Origin of the sequence: Brucella pseudogrignonensis, from assembly GCF_002252525.1 — a bacterium.
In the GTDB taxonomy this organism is placed as follows: Bacteria; Pseudomonadota; Alphaproteobacteria; order Rhizobiales; family Rhizobiaceae; genus Brucella; species Brucella pseudogrignonensis.
This window is the reverse complement of the sequence record NZ_NNRM01000005.1, coordinates 1-17,216: the sequence shown is the minus strand read 5'-3', so window position 1 is coordinate 17,216 and position 17,216 is coordinate 1. Positions and strand designations below refer to the sequence as shown.

Sequence of the window (17,216 nt, the reverse complement as noted above, 5' to 3'; positions counted from 1 at the left end):
ACCATTCTTCACCAACTACCGTCCACAGTTCTACTTCCGTACAACTGACGTGACCGGTGTTGTTACCCTGCCAGAAGGCACGGAAATGGTTATGCCTGGCGATAACGTCACTGTAGACGTCACGCTGATCGTGCCGATCGCGATGGAAGAGAAGCTCCGCTTCGCTATCCGTGAAGGTGGCCGCACCGTCGGTGCAGGCATCGTCGCTTCGATCATCGAGTAAAGAATTTGACTGGCGGTTATGCCGCCGGTCTGGCATCTTGAATGCCAAATAGGGGTATAGCTCAGTTGGTAGAGCGACGGTCTCCAAAACCGTAGGTCGCGGGTTCGAACCCTGCTGCCCCTGCCATTTAAAACGAGTACTCATGGCTTGACTGTGAGTGCTCGTTTTTTGTATTAAGAGTTAGCGGTTTCGCTGACTATTCTGATTAGCGCTCTGGCCTTTTGGCAGCGAAGTCAGATATCGATAACTTTCCGCCGGTTATTCAGATCGGGCAGGGGAGGTCGCGGCGGCACGATTGAATGGTGCAGCAAGCGATGTTCGTAAGGATCGGATTTCCGATAAGCCTGTATGGTATTCTTTTAACTATTGGGCTTGTTTTTTTTGGGAATCGATTCTATGTAACGTCAACAGACACGCGGTGCGTGGGGCTGAATCTTCAGCTTTACGTGCCGTATACGCATGGGTATCGGGTTCTGATTCGTTTTGAACGGTCCGGTTTCCTCAAGCAAGAACAGAGTGGCAGATGGCATCTAAGACGAATCCGATCACCTTTCTTCAGCAGGTTCGCGCCGAAACGGCGAAGGTGAGCTGGCCGACCCGGCGTGAAACAGTCATTTCCACCATTATGGTGGTTGTCATGGCTTTTTTTGCTGCTGCATTCTTTTTTCTTGCCGATCAGCTTATGGCCTATGGCGTAGAATTTATACTTGGCCTTGGCCGCTAAGCAGGATTGGGGAGTTACGAGATGACAGCGCGCTGGTACATCGTTCACGCCTATTCCAACTTCGAAAAGAAGGTGGCTGAGGATATTCAGGCTAAGGCTGCACAGAAGGGTCTTTCTGGCCTTATTGAGCAGATTGTCGTGCCGACTGAGAAGGTTGTTGAAGTTCGCCGTGGCCGCAAGGTTGATGCTGAACGCAAGTTCTTCCCGGGTTATGTTCTCGTTCAGGCTACCCTGACTGATGCTGTATTCTCGCTGATCAAGAATACGCCTCGCGTGACTGGCTTCCTTGGTGATTCCAAGCCTGTTCCGGTTTCACAGAAGGAAGTAGATCAGATTCTGAACCAGGTTCAGGATGGTGCAGAGCGTCCAAAGACTTCTGTGACCTTCGAAATCGGCGAAAATGTTCGCGTTTCCGATGGTCCGTTTGCCTCGTTCAATGGCATTGTGCAGGAAGTCGACGAAGAGCGCGCGCGCCTCAAGGTTGAAGTTTCCATCTTCGGGCGTGCTACGCCTGTTGATCTTGAATACGGTCAGGTCGATAAGCTCTGATCGTTTAGCCCGCGAGGGCGTTCACCGTTACAGGTGAAAAGGGTGGAAGGGTAGGTGGCTTTAGCCGGTCACTGATCTCGAACCACCGAACTGCCAGTCAGTTTTACTGACGTCAGTCGAGAGCCGGATTTCCGGCATTAATCGAGAACGCCGGTTTCCGGTATTTTTATGAAGGCAGAATGCAATGGCTAAGAAAATTGCAGGCCAGCTGAAGCTCCAGGTAGCAGCAGGTGCGGCCAACCCATCGCCTCCGATTGGCCCAGCACTGGGTCAGCGCGGCATCAACATCATGGAATTCTGTAAGGCATTTAACGCTGCCACACAGGAACTGGAAAAAGGTTCGCCGATTCCAGTCGTGATCACATACTACCAGGACAAGTCTTTCACTTTTGTGATGAAGACCCCTCCGGTAACCTACTTCCTTAAGAAGGCTGCCAACCTCAAGTCGGGTTCCAAGGCGCCTGGCAAGGAAAAGGCAGGCACGATTGCGCGTGATAAAGTTCGCGAAATCGCTCTTGTTAAGATGAAGGATCTGAACGCATCTGACGTGGAAGCGGCTATGCGTATGATCGAAGGTTCTGCCCGTTCGATGGGCCTGGAAGTGGTGAGCTAAGACCATGGCAAAGATTTCCAAGCGTGTAGCTAAGATCCGCGAAGGCGTTGACGTCAACAAGCTCTATGACCTGTCCGATGCTATCGGCCTGGTTAAGGAACGTGCAGTTGCCAAGTTCGCCGAAACCATCGAAATCGCAATGAACCTCGGCGTTGACCCACGTCATGCTGATCAGATGGTTCGTGGCGTTGTTAACCTTCCAAACGGCACCGGCCGTACTGTTCGCGTTGCTGTTTTTGCACGCGGCGACAAGGCTGAAGAAGCCAAGAAGGCTGGCGCTGACATCGTTGGTGCGGAAGAACTGTTCGAAATCGTCAACGGCGGCAAGATCGACTTTGATCGTTGCATTGCAACCCCAGACATGATGCCACTCGTCGGTCGTCTTGGTAAGGTGCTCGGCCCGCGTGGCCTGATGCCAAACCCTAAGGTTGGTACTGTTACTGTCGACGTTGCAGCTGCAGTTACCGCTTCTAAGGGCGGCGCAGTTGAATTCCGCGTTGAAAAGGCTGGTATCATCCACGCCGGTATTGGCAAGGTTTCCTTCGACAATCAGAAGCTCGAAGAAAACATCAAGGCTTTTGCCGATGCAGTTATCAAGGCTAAGCCTTCGGCTGCTAAGGGTGAATACGTCAAGCGCGTATCGATTTCTTCGACCATGGGCGTTGGCGTCAAGGTCGACCCGTCAACCGTTAAGGTTGTCGCTTAAGTTATTTAGGCTCCGGCTCGCCGGAGCTTAGCCTTTCTTCGAGAAGGGCGAATGGTGGCACACCTGCATCGTGAAAGCGGTCAAAAGTGCAAGAATTCCGGATCGCAAGATCCGGATAGCCGGACGAAAGTCCGGTTATCCTGTCCGAGATTGCAGGCGGACATTCATCTTCGGGTGATTGTCCTTAAACATATGGCCTGCATGAGACGTGGAATAACCCTGTTTCGCATGAATGTGCATGCAAGGTTTGAACCGTAGTTGCCTTTGAGTGATGCCTGGTTTCCAGGATAGCTGAAGGGGACAGGATCCTCGAACGTCGGACTGACTGTGAAGTTCGTCCGGCAAAGGCAACCCGGCAGGACCATGTGGTCCTGTCTACTGGAGAGAGACAGTGGATAGAGCGGAAAAACGCGAATTTGTCTCGTGGCTGAACGGAGCTTTTAAAGATTCCGGTTCGGTCGTCGTGGCCCACTATACCGGTCTCACTGTTGCGCAGATGAGCGATCTTCGCTCAAAGATGCGCGATGCTGGTGGTACCGTTAAAGTCGCGAAAAACCGCCTTGCCAAGATCGCTCTTCAGGGCACGGAATCGGAAGGTATCTCTGATCTGTTTACAGGTCAGACGGTTGTTGCTTATGCAAACGACCCAATTACCGCTCCGAAAGTAGCCGTCGAATTCGCTAAGGCTAACGACAAGCTCGTTATCCTCGGCGGTGCAATGGGCGCAACGACACTTAACGCCGATGGCGTAAAGTCGCTTGCTTCGCTCCCATCGCTCGACGAACTGCGCGCAAAGCTGGTTGGAATGATCCAGACCCCGGCTCAGCGTCTCGCAGTACTTACCAGCGCACCAGCGGGCCAGATCGCTCGCGTTATTGGCGCGCACGCCCGGAAGAACGAGGCGGCGTAAGGCCGTTTTTCGCTGTCAATTGTTCAAACCTTGAAACTAAGGAAATACCAAAATGGCTGATCTCGCAAAGATCGTTGACGACCTGTCGGCACTGACCGTTCTCGAAGCTGCAGAGCTTTCGAAGCTTCTCGAAGAGAAGTGGGGCGTTTCGGCTGCTGCTCCTGTAGCAGTTGCTGCTGCTGGTGGCGCTGCTCCAGCTGCTGCTGCTGAAGAAAAGACTGAATTCGACGTCGTCCTCGCTGACGGTGGCGCAAACAAGATCAACGTGATCAAGGAAGTTCGCGCAATCACCGGTCTCGGCCTCAAGGAAGCTAAGGACCTTGTTGAAGCTGCTCCAAAGGCAGTTAAGGAAGGCGCTTCGAAGGACGAAGCTGAGAAGATCAAGGCACAGCTCGAAGCAGCTGGCGCTAAGGTCGAACTCAAGTAAGTTCGAAAATTCCGGCGGACGGTTTCCGTCCGTCGGTTTCACTCTGGACTTGCATCTGGAGTAAATGCATGAAAAGAAACGAAAAGTGCGGAATTCGCTTTGATTTGTGCATCTCATAATCGGAACGGATATTTGAAGAGCGTTCTGATCCTGTTGAACCCTTTTTCTGATGGCCTTGAAGGGGCTTTCAGAAAACGGGTTTTAGCCCGTTAGAAGGACCGCCGAAAGGCGGCGCACGATAAAGGCCGCAAGGCGTGAGCAAGCCGTAAGGCTATAGAACGAGGAGCGACGATGGCTCAGACCCATTCTTTCAATGGTCGCAAGCGCGTACGCAAATTTTTCGGCAAGATTCCCGAGGTCGCGGAAATGCCTAACCTCATCGAGGTTCAAAAGGCATCTTACGACCAGTTCCTCATGGTTGAGGAACCAGCTGGCGGGCGTTCTGACGAGGGTTTGCAGGCGGTTTTCAAGTCTGTTTTCCCAATTCAGGATTTCTCCGGCGCTTCAATGCTCGAATTCGTTCGCTACGAATTCGATGCACCAAAATTCGACGTTGACGAATGCCGTCAGCGCGATTTGACGTATTCGGCACCTCTCAAGGTGACGCTGCGTCTGATCGTGTTCGATATTGATGAAGATACCGGTGCGAAGTCCATCAAGGACATTAAGGAGCAGGACGTTTACATGGGCGATATGCCGCTCATGACGGACAACGGCACCTTCATCGTCAACGGTACAGAACGCGTTATCGTTTCGCAGATGCACCGTTCGCCGGGCGTATTCTTCGATCACGACAAGGGCAAAACCCATTCGTCGGGTAAGCTTTTGTTCGCAGCTCGCGTTATTCCTTATCGCGGTTCGTGGCTTGACATCGAATTCGATGCCAAGGACGTAGTCTATGCACGTATCGACCGTCGCCGTAAGCTTCCAGCTACGACGCTGTTGATGGCGCTTGGCATGGACGGCGAAGAGATTCTGTCGACGTTCTATAAAACTGTCACCTATTCGCGTGACGGTGATAACTGGCGCATTCCTTATTCGGCTGACCGCTTCAAGGGTATGAAGATCATTTCTGATCTCGTCGATGCGGACACCGGAGAAGTCGTTCTCGAAGCTGGCAAGAAGTTGACCGCTCGCTCGGCAAAGCAGCTCGCTGAGAAGGGCCTCAAGGCTATCAAGGCGACTGAAGACGATCTGTTCGGCTCGTACCTTGCAGAAGACATCGTCAATTACGCTACCGGCGAGATTTATCTGGAAGCTGGTGACGAAATCGACGAAAAGGTTCTCAAGACGCTTCTCGACACCGGTGTTGAAGAGATCAACGTTCTCGATATCGACCATGTCAATATCGGTGCGTATATCCGCAACACGCTCGCTGTCGACAAGAACGAAAGTCGTCAGGAAGCTCTGTTCGACATCTATCGCGTTATGCGTCCAGGTGAGCCGCCGACAATGGACTCGGCTGAAGCCATGTTCCATTCGCTGTTCTTCGATTCGGAACGCTATGACCTTTCTGCTGTTGGTCGCGTGAAGATGAACATGCGTCTTGATCTAGATGCAGAAGACACCGTGCGTGTTCTGCGCAAGGAAGATATCCTTGCTGTGGTCAAGATGCTGGTTGAACTGCGCGATGGCCGCGGCGAAGTTGATGACATCGATAACCTCGGTAACCGTCGTGTGCGTTCGGTTGGCGAACTGATGGAAAATCAGTACCGCGTTGGTTTGCTCCGTATGGAGCGTGCGATCAAGGAACGTATGTCCTCGATCGAAATCGACACGGTTATGCCGCAGGATCTGATTAACGCGAAGCCTGCAGCCGCAGCAGTGCGCGAATTCTTCGGTTCTTCGCAGCTGTCGCAGTTTATGGATCAGACCAACCCGCTTTCGGAAATCACCCACAAGCGCCGTCTTTCGGCTCTTGGACCTGGTGGTCTTACCCGTGAGCGTGCTGGCTTCGAAGTCCGCGACGTGCATCCGACCCACTATGGCCGTATCTGCCCGATTGAAACGCCGGAAGGCCCGAATATCGGTCTGATCAATTCGCTTGCAACTTTTGCCCGCGTCAACAAGTACGGCTTTATTGAAAGCCCGTATCGTAAGGTTGTCGACGGTAAGGTAACGAGCGACGTTGTTTACCTTTCGGCTATGGAAGAGGCGAAGCACTCGGTTGCTCAGGCAAACGTTGAGCTGGACGAGCAGGGCGGTTTTGTTGACGAATTCGTCATCTGCCGTCACGCAGGCGAAGTTATGATGGCGCCGCGTGAAAACGTGGACCTGATGGACGTTTCGCCGAAGCAGCTCGTTTCGGTTGCAGCAGCTCTTATTCCGTTCCTTGAAAACGACGATGCTAACCGTGCTCTCATGGGTTCGAACATGCAGCGTCAGGCCGTTCCACTCGTTCGTGCGGAAGCTCCGTTCGTTGGAACCGGTATGGAAGCAGTTGTTGCACGTGACTCAGGTGCTGCTATTGCCGCTCGCCGCGGTGGTGTGGTTGACCAAGTTGACGCAACGCGTATCGTTATCCGCGCTACTGAGGATCTCGATCCTTCTAAGTCTGGCGTTGATATCTATCGTCTGCAGAAGTTCCAGCGCTCGAACCAGAGCACCTGTATCAACCAGCGTCCGCTTGTACGCGTTGGTGATCCTATCGGTAAGGGCGACATCATTGCTGATGGCCCATCGACTGATCTGGGCGATCTGGCTCTTGGTCGTAACGTGCTTGTCGCGTTCATGCCTTGGAATGGCTATAACTACGAAGATTCGATCCTTCTTTCCGAGAAGATTGTTTCGGACGACGTCTTCACCTCGATCCACATTGAGGAATTTGAAGTAGCTGCACGCGACACGAAGCTTGGACCTGAGGAAATCACACGCGATATTCCGAATGTGTCGGAAGAAGCGCTGAAGAATCTCGACGAAGCAGGTATCGTTTATATCGGTGCTGAAGTGCATCCTGGCGACATCCTTGTCGGTAAGATCACGCCGAAGGGCGAAAGCCCGATGACGCCGGAAGAAAAGCTTCTGCGCGCTATCTTCGGTGAAAAGGCGTCCGATGTTCGTGACACCTCGATGCGTATGCCTCCAGGTACTTACGGTACTGTTGTTGAAGTTCGCGTTTTCAATCGCCACGGCGTTGAAAAAGACGAACGTGCAATGGCGATCGAACGCGAAGAGATCGAACGTCTTGCCAAGGACCGTGACGACGAACAGGCTATTCTCGACCGTAACGTTTACGGCCGTCTCGCCGACATGATCGATGGTAAGGTTGCTGCTGCAGGCCCTAAGGGCTTCAAGAAGGGCACGACCATTACTCGCGATATCATGACCGAGTATCCGCGTTCGCAGTGGTGGCAGTTTGCTGTTGAAGATGAAAAGCAGCAGGGTGAACTCGAAGCTCTGCGTGGCCAGTACGATGAATCCAAGAAGCTGCTTGAAGCACGGTTCATGGACAAGGTCGAAAAGGTTCAGCGCGGCGACGAGATGCCTCCAGGCGTCATGAAGATGGTCAAGGTCTTTGTCGCTGTTAAGCGCAAGATCCAGCCGGGTGATAAGATGGCTGGCCGTCACGGCAATAAGGGTGTGGTTTCCCGCATTCTTCCTGTCGAAGACATGCCATTCCTCGAAGACGGTACGCATGCCGATATCGTTCTTAACCCGCTTGGCGTGCCGAGCCGTATGAATGTGGGCCAGATTCTGGAAACACATCTTGGCTGGGCTTGCGCAGGTATGGGCAAGAAGATCGGTGAGCTGATCGATGTTTATCGCAAGACGGCAGACATTCAGCCGCTGCGTGATACGCTCGAGCACATCTATCCGGACAATGACCGCAATGAGCCTGTTCGCTCTTATGACGATGATTCAGTCATAATGCTGGCGAACCAGGTCAAGCGCGGCGTGTCTATCGCAACGCCGGTCTTCGACGGTGCGGTGGAAGCTGACATCAATGCGATGTTGACGGATGCAGGTCTTGCGACCTCGGGTCAGTCGACGCTGTATGATGGACGTACGGGTGAGCCGTTCGACCGTCAGGTGACAATGGGCTACATCTATATGTTGAAGCTCCATCACCTGGTTGACGACAAGATCCATGCTCGTTCGATCGGACCTTACTCGCTCGTCACTCAGCAGCCGCTTGGTGGTAAGGCGCAGTTCGGTGGTCAGCGCTTCGGTGAAATGGAGGTCTGGGCTCTGGAAGCATACGGTGCAGCTTACACGCTGCAGGAAATGCTTACGGTCAAGTCCGACGACGTTGCCGGCCGTACCAAGGTCTATGAAGCCATCGTTCGTGGTGACGATACGTTCGAAGCTGGTATTCCAGAAAGCTTCAACGTTCTGGTCAAGGAAATGCGTTCGCTCGGTCTCAATGTTGAGCTGGACGACACACGCGACGAGCAGCCGGCACTTCCGGACGCGGCGGAATAAAAAAACATCAAGGCGCGCCATGGTATTGCCGTGGCGCGCCCGTAAGGTGTTTCCAGACAATGCAAGAAGTGATTTGCGTAACGGAAATGCTGAAACGGAATGTGCAGTTTCAAACTGCTTAATACCGCGATTTCTTTTCAAGATGGCAGGGACTTTCAACCTGTCATCGACGACACACAGGGCGGCGGATCGCCCTCAAGGAGAACGGCATGAACCAAGAGGTCATGAATCTTTTCAATCCTCAGGCTCCGGCACAGACGTTCGATTCCATCAGAATCTCGATTGCCAGCCCTGAGAAGATTCTGTCCTGGTCATACGGCGAGATCAAGAAGCCGGAGACGATCAACTATCGTACGTTCAAGCCTGAACGCGATGGTCTCTTCTGCGCGCGTATCTTTGGCCCGATCAAGGATTATGAATGCTTGTGCGGCAAGTACAAGCGTATGAAATACAAGGGCATTATCTGCGAAAAGTGCGGCGTGGAAGTCACGCTCTCGCGCGTTCGTCGCGAGCGCATGGGTCACATCGAACTCGCAGCGCCTGTTGCTCACATCTGGTTTCTGAAGTCGCTGCCAAGCCGTATCGGCACGCTGCTGGACATGACGCTCAAGGATATCGAGCGCGTCCTGTACTTCGAAAACTACATCGTGACCGAACCAGGTCTGACTTCGCTTAAGGAGCATCAGCTTCTTTCGGAAGAAGAATACATGATCGCTGTCGACGAGTTCGGCGAAGATCAGTTCACAGCCCTTATCGGTGCTGAAGCTATCTTTGAACTCCTGGCTTCGATGGATCTGCCAAACATCGCTGCAGACCTGCGCGTTGAACTTGCAGAAACCACTTCGGAACTCAAGACGAAGAAGCTGATGAAGCGTCTCAAGATCGTTGAGAACTTCATGGAATCCGGCAATCGTCCTGAATGGATGATCATGAAGATCGTTCCGGTCATTCCACCGGATCTGCGCCCTCTGGTTCCACTGGATGGCGGTCGTTTTGCTACGTCCGATCTCAACGACCTTTACCGTCGTGTGATCAACCGTAACAACCGTCTGAAGCGTCTCATTGAACTGCGCGCTCCTGGCATCATTATCCGTAACGAAAAGCGTATGTTGCAGGAAGCTGTTGACGCGCTGTTCGATAACGGCCGTCGTGGCCGCGTCATCACCGGTGCTAATAAGCGTCCGTTGAAGTCGCTCTCCGATATGCTCAAGGGTAAGCAGGGGCGTTTCCGTCAGAACCTTCTCGGTAAGCGCGTCGACTATTCTGGTCGTTCGGTTATCGTGACCGGTCCTGAACTGAAGCTGCACCAGTGCGGCCTGCCGAAAAAGATGGCGCTCGAACTCTTCAAGCCATTCATCTACGCTCGTCTTGACGCCAAGGGTTACTCCTCGACTGTCAAGCAGGCGAAGAAGCTTGTTGAAAAGGAACGTCCGGAAGTTTGGGATATTCTTGACGAAGTGATCCGTGAGCATCCGGTTCTTCTGAACCGTGCGCCTACGCTGCACCGTCTTGGTATTCAGGCATTCGAACCCACGCTGATCGAAGGCAAGGCCATTCAGCTGCATCCACTCGTTTGTACAGCGTTCAACGCTGACTTCGACGGTGACCAGATGGCTGTTCACGTTCCGCTGTCGCTTGAAGCTCAGCTTGAAGCGCGCGTGCTCATGATGTCGACCAACAACATCTTGCACCCAGCGAACGGCGCACCAATCATCGTTCCTTCGCAGGACATGGTTCTCGGCCTCTACTATCTGTCGATCGTGGCAGACAAGGAGCCGGGTGAGGGCATGGTGTTTGCCGATATGGGCGAACTTCAGCATGCACTTGAGAACAAGGTTGTCACGCTGCACACCAAGATCAAAGGCCGTTTCAAGACGGTTGATGCGGAAGGCAAGCCTGTTTCCAAGGTTTACGACACCACACCTGGTCGCATGATTACTGGTGAGCTTCTGCCGAAGCACGCCAATGTGCCTTTCGATATCTGCAATCAGGAGATGACGAAGAAGAACATCTCCAAGATGATCGACCACGTCTACCGCCATTGCGGTCAGAAAGAGACGGTTATCTTCTGCGATCGCATCATGCAGCTCGGCTTCGCCCATGCATGTCGCGCCGGTATTTCCTTCGGTAAGGATGACATGGTCATTCCAGACTCGAAGGCCAAGATCGTTGCAGAAACCGAAGCTCTGACGACTGAATACGAACAGCAGTACAATGACGGTCTGATTACTCAGGGCGAAAAGTACAACAAGGTCGTTGATGCCTGGGGTAAGGCGACTGACAAGATCACCGAAGAAATGATGGCCCGTATTAAGGCCGTTGAATTCGATCCGGTGACCGGACGTCAGAAGCAGATGAACTCGGTCTACATGATGTCTCATTCGGGTGCCCGTGGTTCGGTCAACCAGATGCGTCAGCTGGGCGGGATGCGTGGTCTTATGGCCAAGCCGTCGGGTGAAATCATCGAAACCCCGATCATTTCGAACTTCAAGGAAGGCCTGACGGTTAACGAATACTTCAACTCGACACACGGTGCCCGTAAAGGTCTTGCCGATACCGCGTTGAAGACCGCTAACTCGGGTTATCTGACACGTCGTCTCGTTGACGTTGCACAGGATGCGATTATTTCGGAAGTCGATTGCGGCGCCGAAATCGGTCTCACCATGCAGCCAATCGTTGATGCTGGTCAGATCGTTGCTCCAATCGGACAGCGCGTTCTGGGCCGTACGGCACTTGATCCGATCATCAATCCAGCAACCGGCGAAGTCATCGTCGAAGCTGGCCGTATGATCGAGGAAAAGGACGTTGAAGTCATCGAAAAGGCCGGCATCCAGTCGATCCGTATTCGTTCGGCTCTGACCTGTGAAACCCGTAACGGCGTTTGCGCCAAGTGCTATGGTCGTGACCTTGCACGCGGTACGCCTGTTAACCAGGGTGAAGCAGTTGGCGTTATCGCTGCTCAGTCGATCGGTGAGCCTGGCACTCAGCTGACCATGCGTACGTTCCACCTTGGTGGTACTGCACAGGTTGTTGACTCGTCGTACCTGGAAGCTTCGTACGAAGGCACCGTCAAGCTGCGTAACCGCAACGTGGTTCGCAACTCCGATGGCAATCTCGTGGTGATGGGCCGTAACATGGCTGTCCTGATCCTCGACTCGACCGGCAAGGAACGTGCGGTTCACCGCGTAACCTACGGTTCACGCCTGTTCGTTGACGAAGGTGATGCAGTCAAGCGCGGCCAGCGTATTGCTGAATGGGATCCGTACACCCGTCCAATCTTGACGGAAGTTGAAGGTTACATCGAGTTCGAAGATCTCGTTGATGGCCTTTCGGTTTCGGAAACAGCGGACGAGTCGACCGGGATCACGAAACGCGTCATCATTGACTGGCGTTCGACACCACGCGGTGCCGACCTCAAGCCTGCTATGGTCATCAAGGATAAGAGCGGCAAGATCGCGAAGCTCTCGAAGGGTGGCGAAGCTCGCTTCCTGCTTTCGGTAGAAACGATCCTTTCGTTCGAACCTGGTGCACATGTTAATGCTGGTGACGTTATTGCGCGTCTGCCGATGGAAAGCGCGAAGACCAAGGATATTACCGGTGGTCTGCCACGCGTTGCGGAACTGTTCGAAGCTCGTCGTCCGAAGGACCACGCCGTCATCGCAGAGATCGATGGTACCGTTCGTTTTGGTCGCGATTACAAGAACAAGCGTCGCATCATCATCGAGCCAAACGACGATACGATCGAGCCTGTTGAGTATCTGATCCCTAAGGGCAAGCCGTTCCATCTTCAGGACGGTGACGTTATCGAAAAGGGTGAATATATCCTCGACGGTAACCCGGCACCGCATGACATTCTGGCGATCAAGGGCGTTGAAGCACTCGCTTCGTACCTCGTGAACGAAATCCAGGAAGTCTATCGTTTGCAGGGTGTTCTCATCAACGACAAGCACATCGAAGTGATTGTCCGTCAGATGCTGCAGAAGATCGAGATCACGGAATCCGGTGATACCGGCTACATTCCGGGCGATCACGTCGACCGCATCGAACTGGACGAAATCAATGATCGTCTGATCGAAGAAGGCAAGAAGCCAGGTTCGGGTAATCCAGTTCTTCTTGGTATTACCAAGGCGTCGCTTCAGACTCCTTCGTTCATCTCGGCGGCATCGTTCCAGGAAACCACTCGCGTACTCACCGAAGCTGCAGTTGCAGGCAAGATGGATACGTTGCAGGGTCTCAAGGAAAACGTCATCGTCGGTCGTCTCATCCCAGCTGGTACAGGTGGCATGACCAACCAGATCCGTCGCATTGCAACTGCTCGCGACGAACTGATCATCGACGAGCGCCGCAAGTCGACCGGTTCTTCGGAAGCCAACGTGATGCTGGCCGATATGACCAACAACGCTGCCGAGTAATCGGAAAGCAATCAACAAAGAAAAGGCCGCCTTTCGAGGCGGCTTTTTTGTTATGCAAATTTCAAAAAGAAAGGGCGGTTTAAAACCGCCCTTGAACATTATGCAAAGCGGAAGATGCTCCACATTTTTCGGTGCTCGCTTACGTCGAACTTATTCTTCTTCATCGCCTTCGAATTCAATCAGTGCCACTTCGCCGGTGAGGGCGGTGTGCCATGCGCTCTTGTGTGGTTCTTCTTCTGGTTCTTCCGTGATGGTACCCATCTCGACCAGCTCTGCTTCGTGATAACCTTCTTCCGCCAGGATCGCGAGAACCGTCTGAACGAGATCTTCGTCTTCATCGGATTTCAGCAGGATATGGACTTCGATAGATTCCTCTTCACCTTCGTTCCAGACGTCGGCGATCACCAGGTGAACAATCGGCGAATCGTTCTCTGTGGATGTGGTGGTGGATGACATTGAGAATCCCTTAATATTGTGTTGCGTTTCGACTCGGATGTGCTTCAATAGCGACTGTTGATGTCTGGCGCTATGCTGGCATACGAAAATGACAGTTTTGCCGCGAAATATTAGCGATATGAAGCCTAATGCGGCGCAATAACCTGTCCGGCGGACCCCAAAACGCCCCCGAGCGGCCTTTTGGATAAGAAACTTAACGTCCTGCCCTTGACGAAACGCCTGTAAACACGTATCAGCAGCCCATCTGAGCCGATGTGAGGCTGGCATTTTCGGAGCGACGCGCTCTGGAGTTCGCCTCAAACAGGGTTCGTTTTACGATCGAAATGCAACTTGCCGTTCGCATGAAGCTTATGCTTCCTCTGCTTTTGTTCGGGTGGCCGCTGATGGAGTGGCTCGTCCCGAATTTGTGCATGAGCACTCCGGTGAAACGGCCCTTATTGGGCGCCGATACGAGATTTTTTATAGAGGAAGGTTCAATGCCTACCGTAAACCAGTTGATCCGCAAGCCGCGCACTGCGCCGGTAAAGCGTAATAAGGTTCCTGCTCTGCAGGCAAACCCACAGAAGCGCGGCGTTTGCACCCGCGTTTATACAACGACCCCTAAGAAGCCAAACTCGGCTCTCCGTAAGGTCGCCAAGATCCGTCTGACCAATGGCTTTGAAGTCATCGGTTACATCCCTGGTGAAGGTCACAACCTTCAGGAGCACTCCGTGGTCATGATCCGCGGCGGTCGCGTAAAGGATTTGCCGGGTGTGCGTTACCACATCATCCGCGGCGTTCTCGATACCCAGGGTGTTAAGAACCGCAAGCAGCGTCGTTCGAAGTACGGTGCGAAGCGTCCTAAGTAAGAATTTTCCGGGGATACCGGCCGCCGGAATGGCGAGTTGAGCCCGATGTAATTGAAAGTTGAGACGAAATGTCCAGACGCCATAAAGCTGAGAAGCGTGAGATTAATCCGGATCCAAAGTTCGGCGATCTCGTTATCACGAAGTTCATGAATGCAGTTATGCTTCATGGTAAGAAGTCGGTTGCTGAAAGCATCGTTTACGGTGCACTCTCTGCAATCGAAGCCAAGGCGAAGTCAGAGCCGGTCGCGCTGTTCCATCAGGCGCTCGACAATGTTGCTCCGCACGTTGAAGTCCGTTCGCGCCGCGTTGGTGGTGCAACCTATCAGGTTCCGGTCGATGTGCGTTCAGAACGCCGCCAGGCACTTGCCATTCGCTGGCTGATCAATGCAGCTCGTGGTCGCAATGAAACGACGATGATTGACCGTCTCTCCGGCGAACTGCTGGATGCGGCAAACAATCGTGGTTCCGCTGTCAAGAAGCGTGAAGACACGCACCGCATGGCAGAAGCCAACCGCGCGTTCTCGCATTACCGCTGGTAATCGTCGAACCCTATTCAAAGAGCAAAAACATGGCCCGCGAATATAAAATCGAAGACTACCGCAATTTCGGTATTATGGCTCACATCGACGCCGGTAAGACGACGATGACCGAGCGCATTCTGTTCTACACCGGTAAGAACCACAAGATCGGTGAAACCCATGATGGCGCGTCCACCATGGATTGGATGGAGCAGGAACAGGAACGCGGTATCACCATCACGTCCGCTGCCACGACCACGTTTTGGCAGGGTCAGGATGGCAAGAAGCGTCGCTTCAACATCATCGACACCCCGGGCCACGTTGACTTCACCATTGAAGTTGAGCGTTCGCTCCGCGTTCTCGATGGCGCAATCGCTCTTCTCGATGCGAATGCTGGCGTTGAGCCGCAGACTGAAACCGTATGGCGTCAGGCTGAGAAGTACCACGTTCCACGTATGGTCTTCGTCAACAAGATGGACAAGATCGGTGCTGACTTCTACCGTTGCGTAGAAATGGTTGGCTCGCGTCTTGGCGCAATCGCTCTCCCAGTTCAGCTGCCAATCGGCGCTGAAAACGAGTTCGAAGGCGTTATCGACCTTATCGAAATGAAGGCTCTGACTTGGGATGGCACGATCGGCGCAGCTGCGACCGTTGGCGAAATTCCTGCAGACCTCAAGGATCAGGCTGAAGAATACCGCGAAAAGCTCATCGAGCTGGCCGTGGAAATCGACGAAGCTGCGATGGAAGCTTACCTCGAAGGCACCATGCCTACGAACGACCAGCTCCGCGCACTGATCCGTAAGGGCACGATCGACGTTAAGTTCCATCCGGTTCTTTGCGGTACTGCGTTCAAGAACCGTGGCATTCAGCCGCTTCTCGACGCTGTTGTTTCTTTCCTTCCAGCTCCAACCGATGTTCCTGCAATTAAGGGCATCGACGTTAAGACGGAAACCGAAACAACCCGTGAATCTTCGGATGAAGCCCCCCTCTCGATGCTCGCATTCAAGATCATGAACGATCCGTTCGTTGGTTCGCTGACCTTCGCTCGTATCTACTCGGGCAAGATGACCAAGGGCATTTCGCTCGAAAACACTGTTAAGGGCAAGCGTGAGCGCATCGGCCGTATGCTGCAGATGCACTCGAACAGCCGTGAAGACATCGAAGAAGCTTTTGCAGGCGATATCGTTGCTCTGGCTGGCCTCAAGGAAACCACCACTGGCGATACGCTCTGCGATCCGCTGAAGCCGGTTATTCTTGAACGTATGGAATTCCCAGATCCGGTTATCGAAATCGCGATCGAACCAAAGACCAAGGCTGACCAGGAAAAGATGGGCATCGCGCTCAACCGTCTGGCTGCTGAAGATCCTTCGTTCCGCGTTAAGTCGGATGAAGAATCGGGTCAGACCATCATCGCCGGCATGGGCGAACTTCACCTCGACATTCTCGTCGATCGCATGAAGCGCGAATTCAAGGTTGAAGCTAACGTCGGTGCTCCGCAGGTTGCTTACCGTGAATCGATCACCCGTCAGGCTGAAATCGACTACACGCATAAGAAGCAGTCGGGTGGTTCGGGTCAGTTCGCTCGCGTCAAGATTATCTTCGAACCGCATGACGGCGACGATTTCATCTTCGAATCCAAGATCGTTGGTGGTGCTGTTCCTAAGGAATACATCCCAGGCGTTCAGAAGGGTATCGAAAGCGTCATGGGTGCAGGCCCGCTGGCAGGCTTCCCGATGCTCGGCGTGAAGGCAACCCTGATCGACGGCGCATACCACGACGTTGACTCCTCGGTTCTCGCGTTCGAAATCGCGTCGCGTGCAGCATTCCGTGAAGGCGCACAGAAGGCTGGCGCACAGCTTCTCGAGCCAATCATGAAGGTTGAGGTGGTAACACCTGAAGATTACGTCGGTGACGTTATCGGTGACCTGAATTCGCGTCGTGGTCAGATTTCTGGCACCGAAGCACGCGGTATCGCTACGGTCGTCAACGCAAATGTTCCACTGGCCAACATGTTTGGTTATGTGAACAACCTGCGTTCGATGTCTCAGGGCCGCGCCCAGTACACGATGCAGTTTGACCATTATGAGCCGGTCCCGACTGCAGTCGCACAGGAAATCCAGAAGAAGTTCGCGTAACCTCCGGGTTACGCCAAACATTAAAAAGCCTGAGCAGGCTGTAATTTTAGGAGAGCTCAGATGGCAAAGAGCAAGTTTGAACGTAATAAGCCCCACGTAAACATCGGCACCATTGGTCACGTTGACCATGGCAAGACCTCGCTGACGGCAGCGATCACCAAGTTCTTCGGTGAATTCAAGGCATACGACCAGATCGATGCTGCACCAGAAGAACGCGCTCGCGGTATCACCATTTCGACGGCTCACGTTGAATATGAAACTGCAAACCGTCAC

The 17,216-nt window shown here is 53.3% G+C and carries 14 protein-coding genes and 1 tRNA gene; 14 read left to right on the top strand and 1 reads right to left on the bottom strand.

What is annotated here, in order from left to right; translation table 11 throughout:
- The 10 genes from CEV34_RS01355 to rpoC form a co-directional block, all read left to right on the top strand.
- Positions 1 to 223 (top strand): EF-Tu C-terminal domain-related protein (locus CEV34_RS01355; RefSeq protein ID WP_459562088.1); only part of this gene is annotated, 223 nt, incomplete at its 5' end.
- Between the two features lie 50 nt (positions 224 to 273).
- Positions 274 to 349: transfer RNA gene (locus CEV34_RS01350), tRNA-Trp, on the top strand.
- A 397-nt stretch (positions 350 to 746) separates the two neighbouring features.
- Positions 747 to 947, top strand: coding sequence for a preprotein translocase subunit SecE (secE, locus tag CEV34_RS01345; RefSeq protein ID WP_007875444.1), 201 nt, complete (start codon positions 747 to 749; stop codon positions 945 to 947).
- Positions 948 to 968: 21 nt separating this feature from the next.
- Positions 969 to 1,496, top strand: coding sequence for a transcription termination/antitermination protein NusG (gene nusG / locus CEV34_RS01340; RefSeq protein WP_007875442.1), 528 nt, complete (start codon positions 969 to 971; stop codon positions 1,494 to 1,496).
- A gap of 184 nt (positions 1,497 to 1,680) precedes the next feature.
- On the top strand, positions 1,681 to 2,109 hold the full coding sequence (gene rplK, locus CEV34_RS01335; protein WP_007875441.1) for a 50S ribosomal protein L11: 429 nt from the start codon (positions 1,681 to 1,683) through the stop codon (positions 2,107 to 2,109).
- A 4-nt stretch (positions 2,110 to 2,113) separates the two neighbouring features.
- Positions 2,114 to 2,815 carry a 50S ribosomal protein L1 gene (gene rplA / locus CEV34_RS01330; protein WP_094543142.1) on the top strand — a complete coding sequence of 234 codons (702 nt, stop codon included), beginning with the start codon at positions 2,114 to 2,116 and terminating at the stop codon, positions 2,813 to 2,815.
- Between the two features lie 391 nt (positions 2,816 to 3,206).
- Entirely contained in the window at positions 3,207 to 3,725 is a 519-nt protein-coding gene (gene rplJ / locus CEV34_RS01325; RefSeq protein ID WP_007875437.1) for a 50S ribosomal protein L10, read from the top strand.
- Between the two features lie 52 nt (positions 3,726 to 3,777).
- The gene (gene rplL / locus CEV34_RS01320; protein ID WP_007875435.1) at positions 3,778 to 4,152 is read left to right on the top strand and encodes a 50S ribosomal protein L7/L12; all 375 of its coding nucleotides are present in this window, start codon (positions 3,778 to 3,780) and stop codon (positions 4,150 to 4,152) included.
- Between the two features lie 291 nt (positions 4,153 to 4,443).
- Positions 4,444 to 8,574, top strand: a complete 4,131-nt coding sequence (gene rpoB / locus CEV34_RS01315) for a DNA-directed RNA polymerase subunit beta (protein ID WP_007875433.1) — start codon at positions 4,444 to 4,446, stop codon at positions 8,572 to 8,574.
- A gap of 209 nt (positions 8,575 to 8,783) precedes the next feature.
- Positions 8,784 to 12,986, top strand: a complete 4,203-nt coding sequence (rpoC, locus tag CEV34_RS01310; RefSeq protein WP_064320723.1) for a DNA-directed RNA polymerase subunit beta' — start codon at positions 8,784 to 8,786, stop codon at positions 12,984 to 12,986.
- 150 nt (positions 12,987 to 13,136) lie between these two features.
- On the opposite strand, the gene CEV34_RS01305 is transcribed toward rpoC, so the two are convergent.
- Positions 13,137 to 13,442, bottom strand: a complete 306-nt coding sequence (locus tag CEV34_RS01305; protein ID WP_007875424.1) for a hypothetical protein — start codon at positions 13,440 to 13,442, stop codon at positions 13,137 to 13,139.
- A gap of 476 nt (positions 13,443 to 13,918) precedes the next feature.
- Here CEV34_RS01305 and rpsL point away from each other — a divergent pair, with 476 nt between their 5' ends.
- The 4 genes from rpsL to CEV34_RS01285 all read left to right on the top strand — a co-directional run.
- Positions 13,919 to 14,290 carry a 30S ribosomal protein S12 gene (gene rpsL, locus CEV34_RS01300; RefSeq protein WP_006168377.1) on the top strand — a complete coding sequence of 124 codons (372 nt, stop codon included), beginning with the start codon at positions 13,919 to 13,921 and terminating at the stop codon, positions 14,288 to 14,290.
- 68 nt (positions 14,291 to 14,358) lie between these two features.
- Positions 14,359 to 14,829: a 30S ribosomal protein S7 gene (gene rpsG / locus CEV34_RS01295; RefSeq protein WP_007875422.1), complete on the top strand. Its 471-nt coding sequence runs from the start codon at positions 14,359 to 14,361 to the stop codon at positions 14,827 to 14,829.
- A 29-nt stretch (positions 14,830 to 14,858) separates the two neighbouring features.
- Positions 14,859 to 16,943 carry an elongation factor G gene (gene fusA / locus CEV34_RS01290; protein WP_007875420.1) on the top strand — a complete coding sequence of 695 codons (2,085 nt, stop codon included), beginning with the start codon at positions 14,859 to 14,861 and terminating at the stop codon, positions 16,941 to 16,943.
- A 60-nt stretch (positions 16,944 to 17,003) separates the two neighbouring features.
- A partial coding sequence (locus CEV34_RS01285; RefSeq protein WP_235819000.1) for a GTP-binding protein occupies positions 17,004 to 17,216 on the top strand: 213 nt, incomplete at its 3' end.